Origin of the sequence: Providencia sp. PROV116 (genome assembly GCF_028482485.1) — a bacterium.
Taxonomy (GTDB): Bacteria; Pseudomonadota; Gammaproteobacteria; order Enterobacterales; family Enterobacteriaceae; genus Providencia; species Providencia rettgeri.
In genome coordinates this window covers 160,608-181,017 of sequence record NZ_JAMPQO010000019.1, presented here as the reverse complement: position 1 = coordinate 181,017, position 20,410 = coordinate 160,608, and the positions used below count along the sequence as shown (strand labels likewise).

Annotated in this window: 15 protein-coding genes and 2 tRNA genes; 8 read left to right on the top strand and 9 right to left on the bottom strand. The window is 38.9% G+C overall.

Annotated features, from left to right (window positions below):
• Positions 1-114 precede the first annotated feature (114 nt).
• From PSE72_RS14045 to PSE72_RS14030, 4 genes are all read left to right on the top strand, one after another.
• Positions 115-2,544, top strand: coding sequence for a DMSO/selenate family reductase complex A subunit (locus PSE72_RS14045; protein WP_198641571.1), 2,430 nt, complete (start codon positions 115-117; stop codon positions 2,542-2,544).
• A gap of 11 nt (positions 2,545-2,555) precedes the next feature.
• Positions 2,556-3,173, top strand: coding sequence for a DMSO/selenate family reductase complex B subunit (locus PSE72_RS14040; RefSeq protein WP_110731999.1), 618 nt, complete (start codon positions 2,556-2,558; stop codon positions 3,171-3,173).
• Between the two features lies 1 nt (position 3,174).
• On the top strand, positions 3,175-3,951 hold the full coding sequence (locus PSE72_RS14035; protein WP_115167044.1) for a dimethyl sulfoxide reductase anchor subunit family protein: 777 nt from the start codon (positions 3,175-3,177) through the stop codon (positions 3,949-3,951).
• Positions 3,952-4,101: 150 nt separating this feature from the next.
• Positions 4,102-4,695 (top strand): TorD/DmsD family molecular chaperone, encoded by a 594-nt coding sequence (locus PSE72_RS14030; protein WP_115167043.1) that lies wholly within the window; start codon positions 4,102-4,104, stop codon positions 4,693-4,695.
• A gap of 58 nt (positions 4,696-4,753) precedes the next feature.
• On the opposite strand, the gene PSE72_RS14025 is transcribed toward PSE72_RS14030, so the two are convergent.
• Positions 4,754-5,296, bottom strand: coding sequence for a DUF924 family protein (locus PSE72_RS14025; RefSeq protein WP_198641570.1), 543 nt, complete (start codon positions 5,294-5,296; stop codon positions 4,754-4,756).
• Positions 5,297-5,697: 401 nt separating this feature from the next.
• On the opposite strand from PSE72_RS14025, the gene PSE72_RS14020 reads away from it, so the two are divergent.
• The gene (locus PSE72_RS14020) at positions 5,698-5,967 is read left to right on the top strand and encodes a hypothetical protein (protein ID WP_004912150.1); all 270 of its coding nucleotides are present in this window, start codon (positions 5,698-5,700) and stop codon (positions 5,965-5,967) included.
• A 41-nt stretch (positions 5,968-6,008) separates the two neighbouring features.
• On the opposite strand, the gene PSE72_RS14015 is transcribed toward PSE72_RS14020, so the two are convergent.
• From PSE72_RS14015 to PSE72_RS13995, 5 genes are read right to left on the bottom strand one after another with little or no spacing between them, the layout of a single operon-like run.
• Entirely contained in the window at positions 6,009-7,748 is a 1,740-nt protein-coding gene (locus PSE72_RS14015; protein ID WP_198641569.1) for an acetyl/propionyl/methylcrotonyl-CoA carboxylase subunit alpha, read from the bottom strand.
• A gap of 16 nt (positions 7,749-7,764) precedes the next feature.
• Positions 7,765-9,339 carry a 5-oxoprolinase/urea amidolyase family protein gene (locus tag PSE72_RS14010; RefSeq protein ID WP_198641568.1) on the bottom strand — a complete coding sequence of 525 codons (1,575 nt, stop codon included), beginning with the start codon at positions 9,337-9,339 and terminating at the stop codon, positions 7,765-7,767.
• 9 nt (positions 9,340-9,348) lie between these two features.
• On the bottom strand, positions 9,349-10,155 hold the full coding sequence (locus tag PSE72_RS14005; protein ID WP_115167042.1) for a putative hydro-lyase: 807 nt from the start codon (positions 10,153-10,155) through the stop codon (positions 9,349-9,351).
• Positions 10,152-10,931: a LamB/YcsF family protein gene (locus PSE72_RS14000; protein ID WP_109911569.1), complete on the bottom strand. Its 780-nt coding sequence runs from the start codon at positions 10,929-10,931 to the stop codon at positions 10,152-10,154. The genes PSE72_RS14005 and PSE72_RS14000 overlap by 4 nt, the downstream gene beginning before the upstream one ends.
• A gap of 14 nt (positions 10,932-10,945) precedes the next feature.
• Complete coding sequence (locus PSE72_RS13995; protein ID WP_004912166.1) at positions 10,946-12,187, bottom strand: NRAMP family divalent metal transporter; 1,242 nt, start codon at positions 12,185-12,187, stop codon at positions 10,946-10,948.
• 405 nt (positions 12,188-12,592) lie between these two features.
• On the opposite strand from PSE72_RS13995, the gene PSE72_RS13990 reads away from it, so the two are divergent.
• Both PSE72_RS13990 and gltP read left to right on the top strand, forming a co-directional pair.
• Positions 12,593-13,255: a GntR family transcriptional regulator gene (locus PSE72_RS13990; protein WP_115167041.1), complete on the top strand. Its 663-nt coding sequence runs from the start codon at positions 12,593-12,595 to the stop codon at positions 13,253-13,255.
• Between the two features lie 564 nt (positions 13,256-13,819).
• Positions 13,820-15,127, top strand: a complete 1,308-nt coding sequence (gene gltP / locus PSE72_RS13985) for a glutamate/aspartate:proton symporter GltP (protein ID WP_109911568.1) — start codon at positions 13,820-13,822, stop codon at positions 15,125-15,127.
• 534 nt (positions 15,128-15,661) lie between these two features.
• On the opposite strand, the gene lpxL is transcribed toward gltP, so the two are convergent.
• The 3 genes from lpxL to PSE72_RS13970 form a co-directional block, all read right to left on the bottom strand.
• On the bottom strand, positions 15,662-16,585 hold the full coding sequence (lpxL, locus tag PSE72_RS13980; protein ID WP_115167040.1) for an LpxL/LpxP family Kdo(2)-lipid IV(A) lauroyl/palmitoleoyl acyltransferase: 924 nt from the start codon (positions 16,583-16,585) through the stop codon (positions 15,662-15,664).
• 743 nt (positions 16,586-17,328) lie between these two features.
• A tRNA-Thr gene (locus PSE72_RS13975) sits at positions 17,329-17,404 on the bottom strand.
• Positions 17,405-17,409: 5 nt separating this feature from the next.
• Positions 17,410-17,497, bottom strand: a tRNA-Ser gene (locus PSE72_RS13970).
• Positions 17,498-17,710: 213 nt separating this feature from the next.
• Here PSE72_RS13970 and rcsD point away from each other — a divergent pair.
• The gene (gene rcsD / locus PSE72_RS13965; RefSeq protein ID WP_272690986.1) at positions 17,711-20,410 is read left to right on the top strand and encodes a phosphotransferase RcsD; all 2,700 of its coding nucleotides are present in this window, start codon (positions 17,711-17,713) and stop codon (positions 20,408-20,410) included.

Genomic DNA, 20,410 nt, shown 5'->3' with positions numbered 1-20,410 from the left:
AATACATTCACCTTATCAGAGATAACATTGATGTAAGTCATGTAACTCAACAGAAACTTTTTTTAACATATAAAACAAGAAAGTAATGTTGTTATTTACATATAGGCAATGTCAATGCATAAAAATAAAATAAATACTCAATTTGGAGAACTGAGCAGGAGGGAGTTTATACAAACCTCTGCAACCGTTGCGGGTGTCGCTGCTGTTGCTGGCTCAATCACTCTTCCTTTTGCTGTTCAAGCAAAAACACCAGCAATCATGCCTGACGAAGTCAGTGAAAAAATTAGCTATAGCGCATGCTTAGTAAACTGTGGTAGCCGTTGTCCGTTAAAAGTTCATGTGAAAGATGGTGTTATCAGCCGTATTTCCAATGAAACGATGTATGACGACTCAACATTAGGTGAACACCAAATCCGTCCATGTTTACGTGGTCGTTCAGTGCGTTGGAAAACCTACAACCCAGATCGTTTAAAATACCCAATGGTTCGCGTTGGTAAACGTGGTGAAGGTAAATTTAAAAAGATTTCATGGGATGAGGCGACAACCATTATCGCCGAAAAACTGAAGTATACTATTGATAAATATGGAAATGATGCCATTTATTACCAATATGGCTCGGGTTCAACAGGCGCAAACTTACACGGCCGTGCCGCTTGTAAACGTTTATTAAGCTTAACCGGTGGTTTCTTGGGTGATTATGGCACATATTCATATGCTCAATTAATGGAAATCACGCCTTACGTATATGGTAGCGTAGAAGAATCCTATTTATCTGAAATCCAAAATTCTGACTTAGTTGTCATGTTTGGCCACAACCTTGCTGAAACACGTATGTCTGGTGGCGGTCAATTTTACGAAACTCTCAATGCGTTAGATAAAAGCAAAGCAAAAGTTATTATCATTGACCCGCGCCGCACCGATAGCGTCACAACCCTTGGTGCAGAATGGATCCCAATTTATCCAGGCACTGATGCGGCATTAGTTGCGGCTCTCGGCTATGTCATGATCGAAGAACAGCTGACTGATGAAGAATTTCTGAAAAATTATTGTGTCGGCTGGGATGAATCGACCTTACCTGCTTCTGCACCGCGCAATGCATCATATAAAGATTATATTTTAGGAAATGGCCCTGATGGTATCGCTAAAACACCGGAGTGGGCAAGCAAATTAACGGGTATCTCAGTTGCACGTATTAAACAACTTGCACGTGAAATCGGCAATGCAAATAGAGCATGGATCTCACAAGGCTGGGGTTTACAACGCACAGAAAATGGCGAGCAAGCCTGTCGCTCCATTATGATGTTACCTCTGATGTCCGGCAACATTGGTCGTGCTGGAACAAATACTGGGCTGTGGGGGAATAGCTATGCTTACCCTGTTGCAGGTTTTGCTTTACCTAACCCAGTCAAAGCATTAATTCCGACTTATATGTGGTCAGAAGCGATTGTTCGCGGAAAAGAATTAACCGCAGAAAATGGTGGCATTAAAGGTGTTGATAAACTAAACAACGACATCAAGTTTATGTGGTGTTACTCCAGTAATGTCATTGGTAATCAACATGGCGATTTAAATAAAACGCATGAAATACTTGCGGATGAATCAAAATGTGAATTTATTTTAGTGTGGGATAACCATGATACCCCATCCGCAAAATATGCAGATTTATTGTTACCGGATGTCACAACGGTTGAAACCAACGATTTAATCAATAACTCCTATGCAAGTGGTGCGTATCACTATTTAGTTCGCCTACAAAATGCGATTGAGCCACTGTGGGAAAACCGCCCTAACTATGATGTTTTAGCCGAAATTGCTGAAAAAATGGGTGTAAAAGAGCAATTTACCGAAGGCCGTACCTACGCTGAATGGATTGAGTTCTGTTATAACAAAACACGTGAAAAAATGCCTCATTTACCTGAGTTCAGCGAAACCGACGGAGCGGGTATTATCGATCGTAAGTTCCTGAACAGCTCAGAAAATATTGCATTGAAGAAATTCCGTGATGACCCAATCAATAACCCATTAAAGACGCCGTCAGGTAAAGTGGAAATCTATTCAGAACAACTGGCTGAGCGTGTCAAAAATTGGGAGTTACCCGAAGGCCAGCGTATTCCTGCAATTCCTGAGTATTGCGTCAATAAAGAAGGCGTTGAAGCCCAAGCAAGCCAGCAAAAGCATCCGCTATTAATGACGGGCTTTCATGATAAAGGCCATGTGCATTCATCATATTATAATGTTGCGATGCTCCGTGAAGCCATTCCACATCAGTTTTGGCTCAACCCAATCGATGCTCAACAACGCGGCTTGAACAATGGTGATATGGCTGAAATATTTAATGATCGTGGTCGTATTCAAATTAAAGTGAAAGTAACAGAGCGTGTATTACCCGGTGTTATCGCCGTTCCACAAGGTGCATGGCGTACTCTCAATAATGATGGGCTAGATGTCGGTGGTTGTATCAATACACTAACCTCACATGTCCCTTCGCCATTGGCTAAAGGTACCCCACAACATACTAACCTTGTTGAAGTTAAACGCGCTTAAGGAGTTGAATGATGAAACAATATGGCTTTTACTTTGACTCCACAAAATGCACTGGCTGTAAAACGTGTCAAGTCAGTTGTAAGGATGAAAAAGATTTAGATTTAGGTCCAAAATTCCGTCGTGTCTACGAATTTGGAGGCGGTAGTTGGCAAAAGCAAGATGGTATCTGGCAACAAAACGTCTTTAATTACTATCTTTCTATTTCATGTAACCATTGCTCAAACCCGACTTGTGTCGCGGGTTGCCCTACCGGTGCAATGCATAAACGTGAAGAAGATGGTTTAGTCGTGGTTGACCAATCTATTTGTGTTGGTTGTCGTTATTGTGAGTTGCGCTGCCCGTATGGCGCACCACAATTTGATGAGAAGAAAAAACTGATGAGTAAATGCGACGGCTGTTATGAGCGTGTCGCAAAAGGGATGAAACCTGTTTGTGTTGAATCTTGCCCGCAGCGTGCTTTAGATTTTGATGATATTAATGTTCTTCGTGAATTACACGGCACGGAGTGTGGTATTGCGCCAATGCCAGACCCAAGCCTGACGAACCCGAATATTGTTATCAAACCACATAAAGATGCGAAGCCATTTGGCGATAAAAGTGGCGAATTAAAGAACCCTGCGGAGGTATAAGATGCATGAATTACCACTCGTTTTTTTCACCGTCTTAGGACAGTCAGCTGCTGGACTTTTCTTACTCGCTTATATCAGCCGTAGAATGGGTTCTATTGACGATAAACAGTTAAAAACTGCCAATATCGTGGCCTTTATTATTATGATAATAGGTTTAGGTGTCGGTGGGTTACACGTTGGCCAACCACTACGCTTCTTTAATATGCTATTGGGTGTAGGCCGTTCGCCAATGAGTAATGAAGCGTTCTTAAGTGGCGTATTTGTTGGATGCGCTGCTGCAACGTTATTTTTTACTTTGTTTTTCAAACATACGTTATTACGCGAGCTAGCTAATATTGCCGCGGTAGTGTCAGGACTTGCATTTGTTTGGTCAATACCTCAGGTATACAACATCGCCACTATTGCTAACTGGAATACCGGTTACACGACACTGCAAATGTGGATGACGATGTTAGTCGGAGGTGGCGCTCTCGCCATTGCAATCGGTGCTCGTGGCTTAGGTATTGCTTCGTTCTTAATCGGTACTTTCGCTATTTTTGCTAGCCGTGCTGGTTACCAAGCTTTTTTAACCGAAACTGGTCCAGCTCTTAGCAACGAGCAAACTGGCTTCTGGGGCTTCCAAGTCGTTGTCTTAGCCATTGCTTTAGCTGCATTCGTTGGTATGGCGTTAAAGCACCGCGCGCCAAAAGCGACATTAGCGACTTGTGCTGCTGCAGTATTATTAGCTGAACTTGCTGGCCGTATCGCATTCTATAATCTGTGGCAAATCACCATGTAACCCTTTGTTGTTGCTGTGTTAAGATGACCTATCAAAGAACTCCTTTTGGGGTTCTTTGTTTAGAAATCCAACACCATCCTGCATCAATATAACTGCAGGAAATTAGATAATGATGTCATGCTTAGCACAAAATAAGACGGATAAAATAATATGATTGACACGACAATGATCCGCATCCTTGGTGCGTTTTTCTACTACCCTCCGCAATCGGATACTTTACGCAACGTCTACCCTGTCTTAGGTGAAATACCACAATTACATTCTTGGGAAAACCCTGAGCAAATTCAGGCTATTTGTACTTTGTTGTCACAAATACAACCTGATGATATTGCGTATGATTATTCAATTTTATTCGAAGGACAAGGCAGTATGCCTGCTCCGCCTTGGGGCTCAGTGTATTTAGAACATGATAATACGGTTATGGGAGAGTCAACAACGGCTTATCGCGACTTCTTGCAAACGAAAGGTCTAGTCACTGATACAGGGCTACGAGAACCAGAAGACCAATTTGGCTTAATGATGATGGCCGTTTCTGCTTTAGCGGAACAACAGGACGACAGCGCCATTATTACTTTATTTGAGCAATATTTATTACCTTGGGCATATCGCTATTTAGAGTTAGTGCAGCAAAGCAAAACAGAGACTGCTTTTTACCCTACCCTTGCACAATTCACTGAGATTTATCTTAAATCACTACAATTGGAATTAGCGTTATCTCCAGTCAATACTGAATTATTCCGCTAAATAAAATACTAAACCAAATGAGCTTATTAAACAAAACATGGGCTCATTTGGTTTCAACCTAAAAAGAAGAGTTTGGCTCTTGTAAAAATGTAATTTCTTCTTGTGTTGATGCACGGCCTAAAATTTCATTACGGTGCGGATAGCGGCCAAATTTATCAATAATCGCTTTATGTCGCATTTCAAAATCTAATGTGCCGTCGTCACCCAGCATGCGAAATAGCTCAACTGCCTGTAAATGAATAAAACTCGATTCAGAGTGCATAAATGGCATTAGAACAAACTTGCGCTGTGATAGTGTCAGGAGATTATAATCATGTTGCTTAATCGCCTCTTGCGCTAATGCTAAAGCCATTGCGTCTTGAGCAAAAGACCTTGGCGTATCACGCCATAAATTACGTGAAAACTGGTCTAGAACAATAATTTCTGCTAAGCGCCCACGAATAGATGCCCGCCAATAAGCTAATTCTCCCTTAGCTGCACGTTCGCAAATATGCGCAAACCGTTGTGCTATCGTCAAATCAAATTTAGCGCTTTTTTCAAACCATTGTTTTGGTGTCGATTCCTCAAACCAAAATGAAAGCACTTCTTCCATGGCATTCATGATTTATTCCTATCTATTTTCTTATTAGTGGTTGTCATAATCCTAGTTAAAAAGAGCCTTAATTGACAGGCTTGAGCTCTAATATCGGTTAATTGCAGATAATTATTTTGTTTTTTGCGATCTAACACAAAAAAACACTCATTATCAACAAGGTAATTTTAACAATATTCCGCGTTATTTATTATTAAATCATTTATTTTCTATTTATAATAATTCGCAACTTTTTAATTTATAAAGATTTGCTTTTTAGTGTGCATGAGAGAATTCATCATGCCTAAATACATACATTTGGTTAACTCAATGTTAGAATTTAACCTATAATGCGTATGTGAATTAGATAGTTACTTACAGTCATTACTTTCAGCGGTTCATATTGGTTCTTATTAAGGAAGGCAATGTAAATGGCAGGACATATGGTACTCATTGGTTGGGCGTTATGGGTTAGCCCTTGTGGCACAGATTCATGTGATGCGTTACCGGTGACTGAAACTATTTTTACACAAGAACAATGTATTAGCCGAAAAAATTACCTAGAATCTAAGCGACCGAACCTCTATTTTCTCTGTGGCGAGGTCTATCGTGATAGCAATGAAATGACCGCTGAAGAGAAACATACCATACCCGCACCGCATCTCCCTCTCAGAACATTGCCAGAACGGCTTTCCCGTTAGTTTGAGCTAACTCCTTTAGCTCAAACTAAACAGGCACCAAATTAAATAATTTCAGCTATTGGGCTCTCCGCTTCAACAAAATCCCCTTTAATAGCCCAGTGTTTCAATGTTCCGGCTCGGTGTGCAACAATCTGCACTTCCATTTTCATTGCTTCCATTACACCGATTACATCCCCTTTTGAAACATTATTTCCCTGAGGGATCAGCCAATTAAACAATATCCCAGAGATGGGGGCATTGACCGCATCAGGATTGTGGACCTTCTGAGACGCAGAATGGGCTGCTACGGAGTTATTACCTGAAAAACTAGAAAACAATTGAGTGGGTAAACCTAACTCGCAACGCTTTCCATCGATTTCAATGAAAGTCCGTGTTATCTCAGGATCCGATAATGGAATTTGCCGTTTTGCCGGTGGAATTTCCACATTAAATTCAGTCTCTATCCAACGCGTATGTACACTAAAATTATCACAAAAATCAGCTTGTTCTATTACTGCACGGTGGAATGGTAAAACTGATGCAACACCTTCAATAGTAAATTCAGCCAATGCACGGCGTGCACGCGAAATGGCTTGCTCTCGAGTACGACCCACCACAATTAATTTCGCCATTAACGAATCGAAGGTGCCCGGTATTGTTGTTCCAGCCATTACGCCACTGTCAACACGCACTCCAGGCCCCGATGGTGCATCAAAAACGGTAATGGTGCCAGGGGTCGGTAAAAACCCGTTTCCAGCATCTTCAGCATTAATACGAAATTCAAAAGCATGCCCTCGTGGGATCGGCATCTTCTTAATACTTAAAGGTAAGCCTTCTGCAATTCGTAACTGCTCAATCACTAAGTCAATACCTGCGGTTTCCTCTGTGACTGGGTGCTCAACTTGTAAGCGCGTATTCACTTCTAGAAATGACAGCGTTCCATCTTGGCTTAACAAAAATTCAACGGTTCCTGCTCCAACATAACCTGCTTTACGGCAAATATCGGTAGAGGCTTGAATAATTTGTTGTTGTTGACTTTCGGATAAAAAAGGTGCTGGCGACTCTTCAACCAGTTTCTGATTACGACGCTGCAGTGAACAGTCACGGGTTCCCACCACCAGCACGTTGCCATGCGTATCCGCAATAACTTGTGCTTCAATGTGCCGAGGGTTATGCAAAAACTGTTCAATAAAGCATTCACCACGACCAAATGCCGCGGTCGCTTCACGTACAGCCGAATGATAAAGTTCTTCAACTTCATGGAGTTGCCAAGCGACTTTGAGCCCTCTACCTCCACCACCAAACGCAGCCTTAATGGCAATAGGCAAACCATGTTGATGGGCAAATTCGAGGACTTCTTGTGCGTTATTCACCGGGTCTTTTGTGCCAACCACTAGCGGCGCGCCGACCTGCATTGCAATATGACGAGCCTGAACCTTATCTCCTAATATATCAATACTGTTTGCGCTAGGCCCAATCCAGATTAACCCTGCGGCTTCAACTGCACGCGCAAACTCAGCCCGTTCAGATAAAAAACCATATCCTGGATGTACCATCGTCGAACCCGATTGCTGAGCGAGACTAATCAGCTTTTCAATATTCAAATAACTCTCTGTAGGGGAATTTCCTCCAAGCCCGTAGGCTTCATCGGCTATTTTGACGTGGAGTGCATCAATATCGCTATCCGCATAAACAGCAACAGACTGAAAACCGTAATCACGACATGCACGGATAATACGAACTGCGATTTCGCCTCGATTAGCAATCAATACTTTATGGTTTTTGTTATTATTCATGTTCATAAGCACAATGGCTCCCTTACAATGCTTTAAATTCACCGAGTGGATTAAAACGTATTTTGGCATTCACCGGGATTTGTCCTGCTAAATCCAAATGGTATTCACATACCGCGCCAATAACGGGATAACCGCCAGTTAAAGGGTGGTCGTTGAGAAACAAAACGGGCTGGCCATTTGCTGGCACTTGAATAGCCCCAATGCAAGTCCCTTCACTCGGTAGCTCCTGTAATTGTTCGCGCTCTAACGGTTTGTCACTCAATAAGCGCAGGCCTATACGGTTTGATGACGCTGTGACTTGCCATAACTGATTCGTTAGTTGCTCAACGGCTTGTTTTGTAAACCAATCCGTTCGAGGTCCCAATACCACATCCAAAACCACTATGTCGCTTTCAGCGGGATAATCAAAAACAGGTGTTTCATACAATGAAACGGCTAATGAAGACGAATTGGTGTTAACCGTTAATGTTTGGCCTACTGTAATTGGGGCTGGACCAACTTGCGCTAACGTATCAAACGAACAACTCGATAAAATAGGTTCTATGTTAAAACCACCCCGCACAGCAAAATAGCTACGTACACCTTTGTTCGGCCGGCTTAGTTTAATGGTGTCGCCTTTTGCTAAATGAATTGGTTGATAAGTATTAACTTGATATTGTTCGTGTTCTGCCGTGATAACGTCAATAACACAAGGCGCTCCAGTCACTGCAACAATAAGGTCTTTGTGTACCTGAGCCTTAAACCCACCTTGTGTTATCTCTAAAGCGGGTGAGTCTGATTCATTCCCCACAATACGGTTTGCACTACGCAATGCCGATTTATCCATACTGCCTGATTCTGAAATACCTAATGCCGATTGGCCAATACGCCCTAAATCTTGAAATAAAACCTGTAACCCCGTCGTTAAAACGGTTAAATCAGCAGCCACACTCTCAGGTTTAGTTTCAATTTTCTCTTTAGTTGGCAAGCTATAGCTAATCTGACTTTTCGCTGCATCAACAAAGTTGACCCGCGTTCCTGCCTGAACTAACGCAGGTTCAGGTCGATTGATATCCCACATTAATAGCTCAGTCACACCAATCAACTGCCATCCGCCAGGGCTAGCTTGTGGATAGACACTGCTAAACTCTCCCGCTAATGCAACAGAACCCGCAGGAATACGCACCCTTGGTGATTGACGCCTTGGAACATTCAAATTAGCGCCTTTCGAAACCATGTAACCAAAACCTGGGGCAAAACCGCTAAATGCAACCTGAAATTCATTTTCTGTATGACGACGTATAACTTCAGCGGTGGATATACCTAAATGCAATGCAACATCGGATAAATCCTCCCCATTATAATGAACAGGGATAGTGACCAATTTGCTGGCCTTGCCGACGACCCTTGACACATCCCTAAGCGAAATCTTTTCAACCAAATCATTTACATCAATCTTGATCGGGTTATAGCGAATTAAAATCGTCCTTGCTGCTGGCGTAATTTCGTCAATCCCATAAATTGGCATTTCTGTTAAGGAATCAGTCAATGCCATTGTTTGCTCAAGACTTTCTAACTCCACCATAAAGGCACTTAAATTGACGGGTAAAAATCTCAATTGGCACCTCTATATATGATATGCGGCATCAGGTACATCTGTGATAAACATGTAACCAGGTGCATGGCTTAATGCGAAGGGAACCCCTGATTTCATCACTGCTGCTTGAGGCGTTACACCACAAGCCCAAAAAACGGGAATTTCGCCCTCTTCGATGCGAACCGCATCACCGAAGTCAGGTTGCATAATGTCAACAATACCTAATTGTTCTGGTGCACCAATATGAATAGGCGTGCCATGCACCGCAGGAAACCTGCCAGTAATACTCACAGCATCCGCCACTCGATTTGCAGGTATTGGTCGCATTGAAACCACTAGCTCCCCTTGTAAACGCCCAGCTGGGCGACAAAGGTGATTAGTTTTATACATCGGAACATTGGATTTATCGGTGATATGCCGTACATCAATACCGGCTTCAATCATTGGTGTTTCGAAAGTAAAACTGCAACCAATTAAAAAAGTCACTAAATCAGGATGTTGTTGGTAAATCGATGTCGCATCCGTAATTTCAGCGGTTAACTGACCATTTTCCCACACACGGTAACGTGGAATATCAGTACGTAAATCAGCACCTTCAGCTAAAACAGTTTGCCAACTCCCTGCTTCGCATACGTCCAAAACAGGGCAGCTCTTTGGATTACGCTGAGCATATAATAAAAAATCAAATGCCCAATCGCGTGGCAATGCAATCATGTTGGCTTGAGTCATGCCCGGAGCAAGGCCAGCTGTTGGTTTGTCATATCCTTCGCGGATAGCAAGGCGTGCAAGACGAGCGGCTTCAATGGCCTGCTGTGATGCCTTCATTAGCGGTGTCATTCGCGGTCTCCTTTATGAGCAAAACCATAAATTTCAATACCTTGTTTCTCTAGAATGGCGCGCACCTGTTTTGCCATTTCAAGAGCGCCAGGGCTATCGCCATGAACACAAATTGACCCCGCGTCAACCGGTGTAAATTTTCCATCAATTGACATCACACCGTCCTCCATGACCAATTGCAACATGCGGTCTGCGACTATCTGTGGGTCATGTAATACAGAGCCGGCTAATTTTCGAGATACTAATGTACCATCGCTGTTATAAGCTCTATCAGCAAAAGCTTCTGCGACGACATTTAAGCCACATTCTCTCGCCCACTCAATTAATGGCGATCCTGCTAATGCGACTAATATCAGCTGCTTATCAATGGCTAATATCGCATCAATCACCGCCATAGCTTGACGTTTATCATGAGCAATCGTGTTATACAATGCTCCATGGGGTTTAACATATAAAACTTGTGTTCCTGCTGCGGTTGCTAACCCTTGTAATGCACCAATTTGATAAATCACGTCCGCAGTTAATTCATTTGATGCAATATCCATATTACGTCGACCAAATCCCACTAAGTCGGGATAGCCAACATGAGCACCAACAGCAACACCATTTTCCTTCGCTGCTTTAAGGGTTTTTAATATCCCTTCTGGCGAACCCGCATGAAAACCGCAGGCAATATTGGCACTACTAACAACAGGAAGAATGGCGGTATCGTTCCCCATTTCCCATTGGCCAAAACTCTCCCCAAGGTCGCTATTTAAATCAATTTGCTTTCTCATGGCTTCTCCTTGAGTTATTTCAGATAATTAAAGATTGCACCGACAGACATTGCGCCCATATACCAAGTGAGTGCACACGTCACAACACCAGACCATAATAGCCAACGTGGATAATGGTAACCTGACATTAAATCTGAGCGTTTCCAGCCGATATAAACAAATAAAGTTAAACCAATAGGTAAAATTAGCCCATTGAAACCACCGGCAAAAACCAATAATGCCGCAGGGGCTGTTCCCATAAATAAATAGACAATCAGAGAAACTGCGATGAATATGATAGTTGCAACATTACGTTGCCTTTCTGTGATAGAAGACTTAAATGCCGTTAAGAAGCTCATTGAGGTATACGCTGCACCAATCACACTGGTAAGTGCTGCAGCCCATAGAATTAAACCGAAGATACGTAAACCAAAATTACCCGCAGCTGCCTGAAATGCTTGTGATGCCGGGTTAGCCGCATGTCCAGAAATATCAATAGTCACACCACTTGCAACTACACCTAAGATAGCCAAAAATAAAATGTAACGCATCAACCCAACAACTAAGATACCTTTTGTCGCAGCGCTAGAAACAACTTTAATGTTTTCAATACCTACTGCGCCTTTATCCAATAAGCGATGAGCGCCTGCATAACAGATATACCCCCCAACAGTGCCCCCAACAATGGTGGTTATCATGGCAAAATCAACCGTGTCCGGTAGTACGCTTTGACGTAATGCCTCACCAACAGGTGGGTTTGATGCAATAGCGACAAATAACGTTAAGCCAATCATCACTACACCTAATCCAATAATTAACCTATCAATAAATGTGCTGGCCTTACGGGAGGAAAAAATATAAATGGCTAATAGTGCGCTAATTAAACCACCCCATTTAGGGTCTAAGCCGACTAAAGCATTAAGCCCTAACCCTGCGCCTGCAATATTGCCAATATTAAAAATTAGCCCGCCAAAAATAACCAATATGGCGAGTAAATAACCACTCCCAGGAATTGTGGCATTCGCAATTTCGGATGAGTGCATTTTAGTCAGGGTAACAACCCGCCATATGTTCTGTTGAACAATGAAGTCAATCACAATAGACGCTAATATCCCGAAGGCAAAAGCGGCTCCTAATGTCACGGTAAAAGTAGCAGTTTGTGTGATAAACCCAGGACCAATGGCAGAGGTTGCCATTAAAAAAATTGCGCTTATCAGTGATGAACGGCGGCTTTTCACATATTCAGCCGTAGTTGGTGCACTTTCTTGAGCGGCCATGTGCATACTCCTCTAATAGTTATTGTTTTAATTATTAATATGGTTGTTAATGTCACAATCACTAAGGCAATTATCGTGCCATTGTTCTACTTGTTATCTATATTGTTAATTCATTTTTAATAGATTGTTGAACAATTAGTATTAAATGATGAATAAACAATCAATAAAAATCGTAATTGCTCGTTTAAAAATCAAGACGAGATCACTTTTTTAACAATTTTTACTGCATAAGCATATTGCTTATCGACTAGTTCGCACCAAGTTGGTGCGATAAATTTATAATTTCACTATTTTTGTGCAAATACAGGAAATGGGATGAGTAAAAAAGAAAGGAAACTTGCTGCTATAACTTGAATATGTGAATATAACGAATTATTACCCCTGAGACTAAAATTAGCCTTTATTATGAAAAAACAACCTGTTGCACAAACTTTATCTGTCACTATTGCAGAAGTTATACGTTATAAGATAACAGTTGGGGAGATCACGCCGGGTCAGCGCTTATCTGAAGCAACATTAAGTGAAGAACTCGATATCTCTCGCAACACATTGCGAGAAGTATTTCGCGTACTTACGCAGGAAGGTTTGTTAACTTATGCTCCAAATAAGGGTGTATTTGTCTCAGTCCCTGATATGTCCGCCATTATCGATATCTACCAAGTTCGCCGGCTTATTGAGTGTGATGCGTTAACTCATGCATATGCCTTGCATCCATCAGTTCATAAAATGAAAGATGCTGTTCAAGAAGCTCGTGAACATGAAAAGACCGAGAACTGGGTCGGTGTAGGTACTGCAAATATGAAATTTCATACTGCCATTGTCGAGTTATCCGACAGCGAACGTTTAATTAAATTATACCGTAATGTGTCAGCTGAATTACGACTGGCCTTTGGTCACCTCAATGACCCTAAAATTTTGTATGCTCCCTATATTGATAAAAACCACTCTATTCTTAACTTATTAGATTCTGGCCAAAATTTAGATGCGGCTAATATGTTGCGTAATTACTTAGACCTTTCTGAACGCACATTACTCGCTGCACTTAAACGGAAACAATCTGCTCTTTGAGTTATTTAAAGTTTAATTTGTCTATTATTAAATTTCTCTATTCTTCACTAATTTCATTACATAAATTTTAGTGAGAAATCATTTATCGCAATAACTTTTATATTTTAATAATGCTTCATTATCTAGCCATAATTCTATTAGATTAAATTCTATTTTTGTTAACTAATTAAATAGAATGATTTAAACATAAAATCACATTCAGAAACCTTTCCAATAAAAATAAAACTTTTAGTGGCTATTTTTCACTCTATTTAGTTTTATCGGCGAAAAACAAGCACTACAATAAACCTTTTTATTAACAATTTTAAAACATTTACTCCATTTACTTTAAATATTAATTTACCTTCAAAACTCACCTAAAACTCACATTCACATATAATATTTAACATAAAACTTTATTATTATATTATAATTTAACAAAACAAACAAATTGATATAAATTCCACATTGGAATTACTCAAATTTATCGAGTTAATAGTTGTAGTTTTCTCGAATATTCGATATAAAATTTATGATAATAAAAAGACATACATAAGAATTATTAATATAAAATGAGATTTCATTATGACATTAAACCAAGTGACTAAAAAAAAACCGTTTAAATTTGGCCTAGGATGGCAAATATTGGTTGCTCTTATTTTGGGCGTTATTGCTGGTGCGCTTTTACATGATAATACAGAGTACAAAGATTGGTTGATTTTAAATATTCTATCTCCGGCTGGTAAAATATTTATTCAGTTAATCAAAATGATTGTTGTTCCTATTGTTATATCGACCCTAATTGTTGGAATAGCAGGAGTTGGTAATACCAAGCAACTAGGTTCTCTCGGTTTTAAAACTATCCTTTATTTTGAAATTATTACTACAATTGCCATTATCGTCGGTATCTCTTTTGCCAATATATTCCAACCGGGTGTTGGTATCGACATGTCACAATTAACACAAGTCGATATTTCACAATATGAAAAAACCACTCAAGAAGTTGAAAGCCACCCTTCCGGGATCATTAATACGATCCTCACTTTAGTTCCAAGTAATATTTTTGCAGCGATGGCGAGTGGTGATATGCTCCCCGTCATCTTTTTTGCTGTATTATTTGGCTTAGGGCTTTCTTCTTTACCATTAGAGAAAAAACAACCATTACTCAATGTATTACAGACTTTCTCTGAAACAATGTTCCGCGTAACAAATATGATTATGATGTATGCTCCAATCGGGGTTTTCGCATTAATATCCGTTACCGTTGCTAACTTTGGTTTCTCATCATTAGTTCCTTTATTGAAACTGGTTATACTCGTCCATTGTGCAATTATATTTTTTGCGGTTGTTGTATTAGGATTAGTTGCCCGTTATTGTCGAATTAATATTTTCACTTTGATGAAAATATTAAAAGATGAATTGTTACTCGCTTATTCGACGGCCAGCTCTGAAACCGTACTTCCTCGTATTATGGATAAAATGGAAAAATACGGAGCGCCTAAGTCTGTAACAAGCTTTGTTATTCCAATTGGTTATTCATTTAACTTAGATGGCTCGACACTATACCAAAGTATTGCCGCTATTTTTATAGCCCAACTTTATGGTATCGAACTCTCCATTGGGCAAGAGCTTATCTTAGTATTTACGCTTATGATCACTTCTAAAGGTATTGCTGGTGTCCCAGGTGTTTCATTTGTTGTTCTTCTTGCCACGCTAGGAAGTGTAGGTATTCCATTAGAAGGGTTAGCATTCATCGCAGGTGTTGACAGAATTCTAGATATGGCACGTACGGCACTTAATGTGGTAGGTAATGCTCTAGCCGCTCTGGTTATCGCCAAATGGGAACATAATTATGACGATAAAAAAGCTCGAGAATATGAAAATAGTTTTTAGTTTATTCTAAAGTAACTCTATAATAGAATTGCCTTCGATTAATATCGTTATTGAAGGTAGTTCTATTTTTACGCAATAAATGATCAGTTATTTGTTAAATATTTTTAAATTAGATATTTTTACTTATTAAGCGTAAAACATTTCACATTTTTGTAATATTTTATATACAAACTAGTATTTTATAATTAGCGTTACTACACAGAATAAAACTTTTTAATTAACTACTCTTTTTGTTAGCCAAAGCAGGAAACAATGAATCAAATAAGAAGATTTCTTTTGTTTTTAAAGGTACTCCAACACCTAATGGTAATTTTTATATTTTCATTATCATACTTTATGCTACACAGCTGGTTCTAACAAAAAAATCCGTACTAAACAAGACTATAACTTATGATTAAAACGAGATAAAAGGTTTATTTATCTCGTTTTATATTATGAGTCTAAAAAAACTATAATACAAAAAGGGTTATCAGTAAAAAGCCAACTAATTCCTTTTAATCACGATTGCCTTTACTGCTATAGATAAATATAAAGCTAACTATAAAGTGACACTTCCCCTTCCGGCCTAGTTTTAAACCGTCGATGAGCCCAAAGATATTGTTCTGGCGCTTTCATAATTTCCATCTCTAAAACCGAGTTAATTACTGTTGCATCCTGTAATGCATTACAACTTGGGTACTCAGGTATTTCTTTTCCCAGTATCAAATCATAATTAGCACCGCTCTTATTTCTCAATAATGTTACTGTGAGTGTCGGTGATTTAGATAATTGAGCAAGTATTGACGTTCCCTTTGATGTGGAACTATTTTTTACAGAAAAAAATGGCGCAAATATCGTCCCTTTTCGTCCAAAATCTTGGTCGGGTGCAAACCATATGGACTTACCATTTTTTAACTCTTGAACCATAAATTTCAAATTTTTACGGTCAATCATTCCTTTACCTGAACGGCACCGTCCCTTTGTTTGAATATATTCCATCGCTTTATTATTATGCGGCCGATACATTGCATTAACAGGGAAACAAAGGCCCATAATCCGGCCACCTAACTCAAGTGACATAAAATGAACCCCAACAATTATTACACCTTTGTTTTTCGCAATCGCATCTAAATAATTAGACATTCCTTTTACTTGAAAGAGCTTTTTAACTCTTTTATCGTTCCAAAACCAGGCAATTCCAGTTTCAAATAATGCGATCCCCAAAGATTTTAGGTTATCATTTACCAGAATATCTATTTCATTTTTATTTTTGTCCGGAAAACACAACTCTAAGTTTCGTTTAATTATTGATACTCTTCTTTTAATAAAATACCGCGAATTGATACCTAAAAAAGCACCTAACGATATCTGCCATTTATAAGGTAATTGAACCAATAAAAATAAGATAAAAACCCCCATCCATGTTACTAAGTACTTCGGATGGACCAATTTCAGTGAAAATGGGTTTTTGGCGTACATTATATCTCCCAATACTTCGCTTTTGCAGAATGCACGCTATTTTAGACAATATTTAGTCTTTTAAATTCAACATGATTACTACAACAAAATGGGTTTTCACCCACAACTAGCTGAATATCCTTAAAATTCATCTTCTACTTAAGTAGATAACGGTCGGATAACCTTTTCAAAACTATTAAGCAATATTCGATTTTTAATATGCCAACTAATCAGCAGCTCTGCCGGATTCCTTTTTCCTCTTCAGAACGATACGCCGATTAAACTAAAAACGTAATCACTTAAACAGTAGTGAATTGACAAAATTATCACATATATGGATTAATTAATCTCATTATTAATATGCATTTTTGTCATTTTACGGATTATTTTGCTTATATTTGTCAATTTAGTCGCTATTTTTAGCAACTTGATGCCATCAACCATAGACTACTATGAGAAAACATAAGATCTGTAAATTAGCCTAAGATTGTAGCCACTTATAGAGTGGATAGCTCCTCCTATCATAGGGATACCCTAACCACCTTTCACTATTCTCCTTACCAGTTCTGTCGTTAACCCGAATATCCATCTGAGATTTTAATTTCATCTCAGCCATATCTACTCTCTCATTGTTTTAAAATCATTTGAGTGGTGATGTTCTCGATGTACTTATCAGCAACTAGAAGGGGTAAAATGACATGAATTACAAACAAGAAAAAACCCGTTATCTTTCATATTACTATGCAAAATAACGGGTTCTTATTTGGTGCCGGCTACCGGAGTCGAACTGGTGACCTACTGATTACAAGTCAGTTGCTCTACCAACTGAGCTAAGCCGGCGAATATGGCGGAGAGATAGAGATTCGAACTCTAGGATGGTTTCCCATCGGCGGTTTTCAAGACCGCTGCCTTCGACCGCTCGGCCATCTCTCCATGGGGCGCGATTATGGAGGAATCCCTGCAACTTGTCTACCCCTGAAAGTAAAAAAATTGATTTTTTTACTTCGTTTGGCTAATCTTCACTCAATCACTCTCTCTTTCCCAAGAAAAATGGTAGTATCTGTGCAAAATCGGTGTCTATCCTTTCTCTAGGCGTATGATTTTTAATCTAATAATATTTTAGCCGACGGGACGACTTGCTACAGTATGTACAAACAATCATTATTAAAGCCAAACACTCTTTTTCGTATTTTCGCAGCATTTATTCTGTTGCTAATAGTAATGCTTTTTTTATCGCTATTTAACTACTATCAAGCATTGGTTCAAAGCCGTCAGACTAGTTTGAACAGTATGGCGAGTCGGTTAGCCTATCAAATCGAAGATTATCGTTATCAAGCGAGCCATATCTACAAAATTGCCAATGAAAAGACATCAGTACCTCCCGCCGATAATCTCACTGTGACAGGAATGCGCCATGATATTTTTTGGTTAAGTAGCGCCAACCAATCAATCGATGCCATTGTATTTGGTAATAATAAGCAAAGTAGTAATGTTTTAGCCTCTAAGCTTGCAAATTATATGGAGATTGTCTGGGGTGCCCGTAATGAATATAACTCGATGTATTATCTCAATGGGTTAGACAATACACTAGTCTTAGTAACCACCCATTCAATCCTTAAACCTGAGCTACGATTTAAAGAAAGTTATCTCACCTTAACGGCAGAAGAAAAGCGCGCTGATATGTTGACACAATCAACATTGTTAGATCGACGGGAAATAATTTCAAATATTCAAAAATACTCCCCTGATAACCTTTATTACTATACTTATCGGCTGATGTTTAATTCTCCAGGGCAGTTAACGAGCGTCATATCTTTTGATATTTCGATCAATTCACTGATCCCCCCAAATTTAAATGGGGATTTTTTTACGATAAATACACGCCCTGCAAGCACAGGAAGCAATGAGTCTCATACAACTTGGGTTGGAACTAACCTCATCTTCTCCCACCCTATTGACGGTACCAGTTATCAACTTTATTACCATGTTTCATTAAAAAGCATTATTTTTAATGTCATTAGCTATAACTTATGGCTAATGACTGGCATGCTTATCATGATCTTTTTTGCTTTGCTGATTATGCTCTTTATCCGTAAACGCCTGATTTCTCCCAATACAAATATGTTGCAAGAACTGAATTTTAATGAAGCACTGACTAGCGATATTATCAGTCATATTTCGTACGGCATTTTAGTTTACGACTTTAACACTAACAAAAAAATTCTGAGCAATGATATTGCTAATCAACTATTACCTTCCATGGATCTGGTTCACATTAAAGAAATAGCCATGGAAAATCATGATGTTATTCAAGTTTCTATCGAAAATATTGTCTATGAAGTTGTTCTTGTCGATAACATATCAAAATCCAATACAGTTCTCTTCATTATTACGGATAAAGATAAAGAAGCATTAACCCAAAAACGCCAAGAATTAGCGAATCGCGAATACAAAAAAAATATTCATATGCGTAAAGCTGTATTTGAGAATATGTGTAGTGAAATATTGCCTTCACTAATTAAAGTTGATAATCAATTAACCAAACTATCCGAAATTGCCAATATAAATAATCGTGCATTTATTTTAGAAATTGAAAATCAGCTTTTTCATATTAATCGCTGGTTTAAAAATATTAACTTATTAAATCAACTTGAGTCTCAAACTGACCCCGTAAAAACAGAGAACGTTTCTATCAGTAACCTTGTGAGTCAATTTTTAAAACAAAACTTATCGCAGTGTAATAACAAAGGGTTAGCGCTTTATTTTCATAATAATCTCAATCCAGATTCGCTTATCGTGGCTAATCTGGATTATTTAAAGCAATTAATACAGCTAATTTGGGATTATTCTATTGCAACAACCTCTTTTGGAAAAATTTCATTCACGTTATCTTATAATGCTAGTAAAAATATCATCTTACTGAATATTAGAGACAGTGGGACTGGCGTAAGTAATCAAGAACTGAGTAATTTGCAAAGTCCTTTTACTGGACAGATTTTAAATTCCTCTAACTATACACGTTCAGGTATAACATTTTATTTATGCAAACTACTGGTAAAAAAAATGAATGGTGCTTTTTCTATTCGTTCTAGTGATGCAATCGGCACTCATTATGAAATTACGCTACCTGCAGCTAAAGAGTTACTAGTTAAAGACTACCCGGCTTTATTGGAAGATGTTTGTATACGCTTAAACATACATAATGCAGATATTTCACGGATTGTTAGGAATATATTAACTAATTATGGAGCAGAATATTTGGACTTAAGTGAGAGTTCCCCTCATACCAACTGGGATCTCTTGATAACTGATAATAATGAGGAATATTTTGAAAATATTGTTAAAGTAAATGGTACTCTTTCAGGAATAAACCAATTACAACCTCATTACATCGAAGCTAACTATAATTTTGCTGATGAATTAATTGATGCCATCTCATTACTGATCGAAAACACGGATCATGAACATGAGCATTCTAATAATCTGATTTTTCACAATGTTGATGACCAAACGGTTTCACGAACCTCGAATGAATCAATAGAAGATGCAATTGCAAGTTATCAATTAATACTAGCAAATAGTGGATATCGAGATTTGTTTATCACAACAGTACCGATAGATATTAATAAACTGTATAATAGTGAAAGTGTTGAGGATTTGACCGAATTGAAAAACACTGCACATCGTTTAAAAGGAGTTTTTGCTATGCTCGAATTTACTTTTCTTCATAAGCTTTGTGAAGATTTGGAGCGTTACATAGCAGATGAAAACGGATTGGAAATAAAAAATTGCATTAGCATGCTGGATAATTCAGTCAAAAAACTAATGCCAGAAGGTAACCAATAA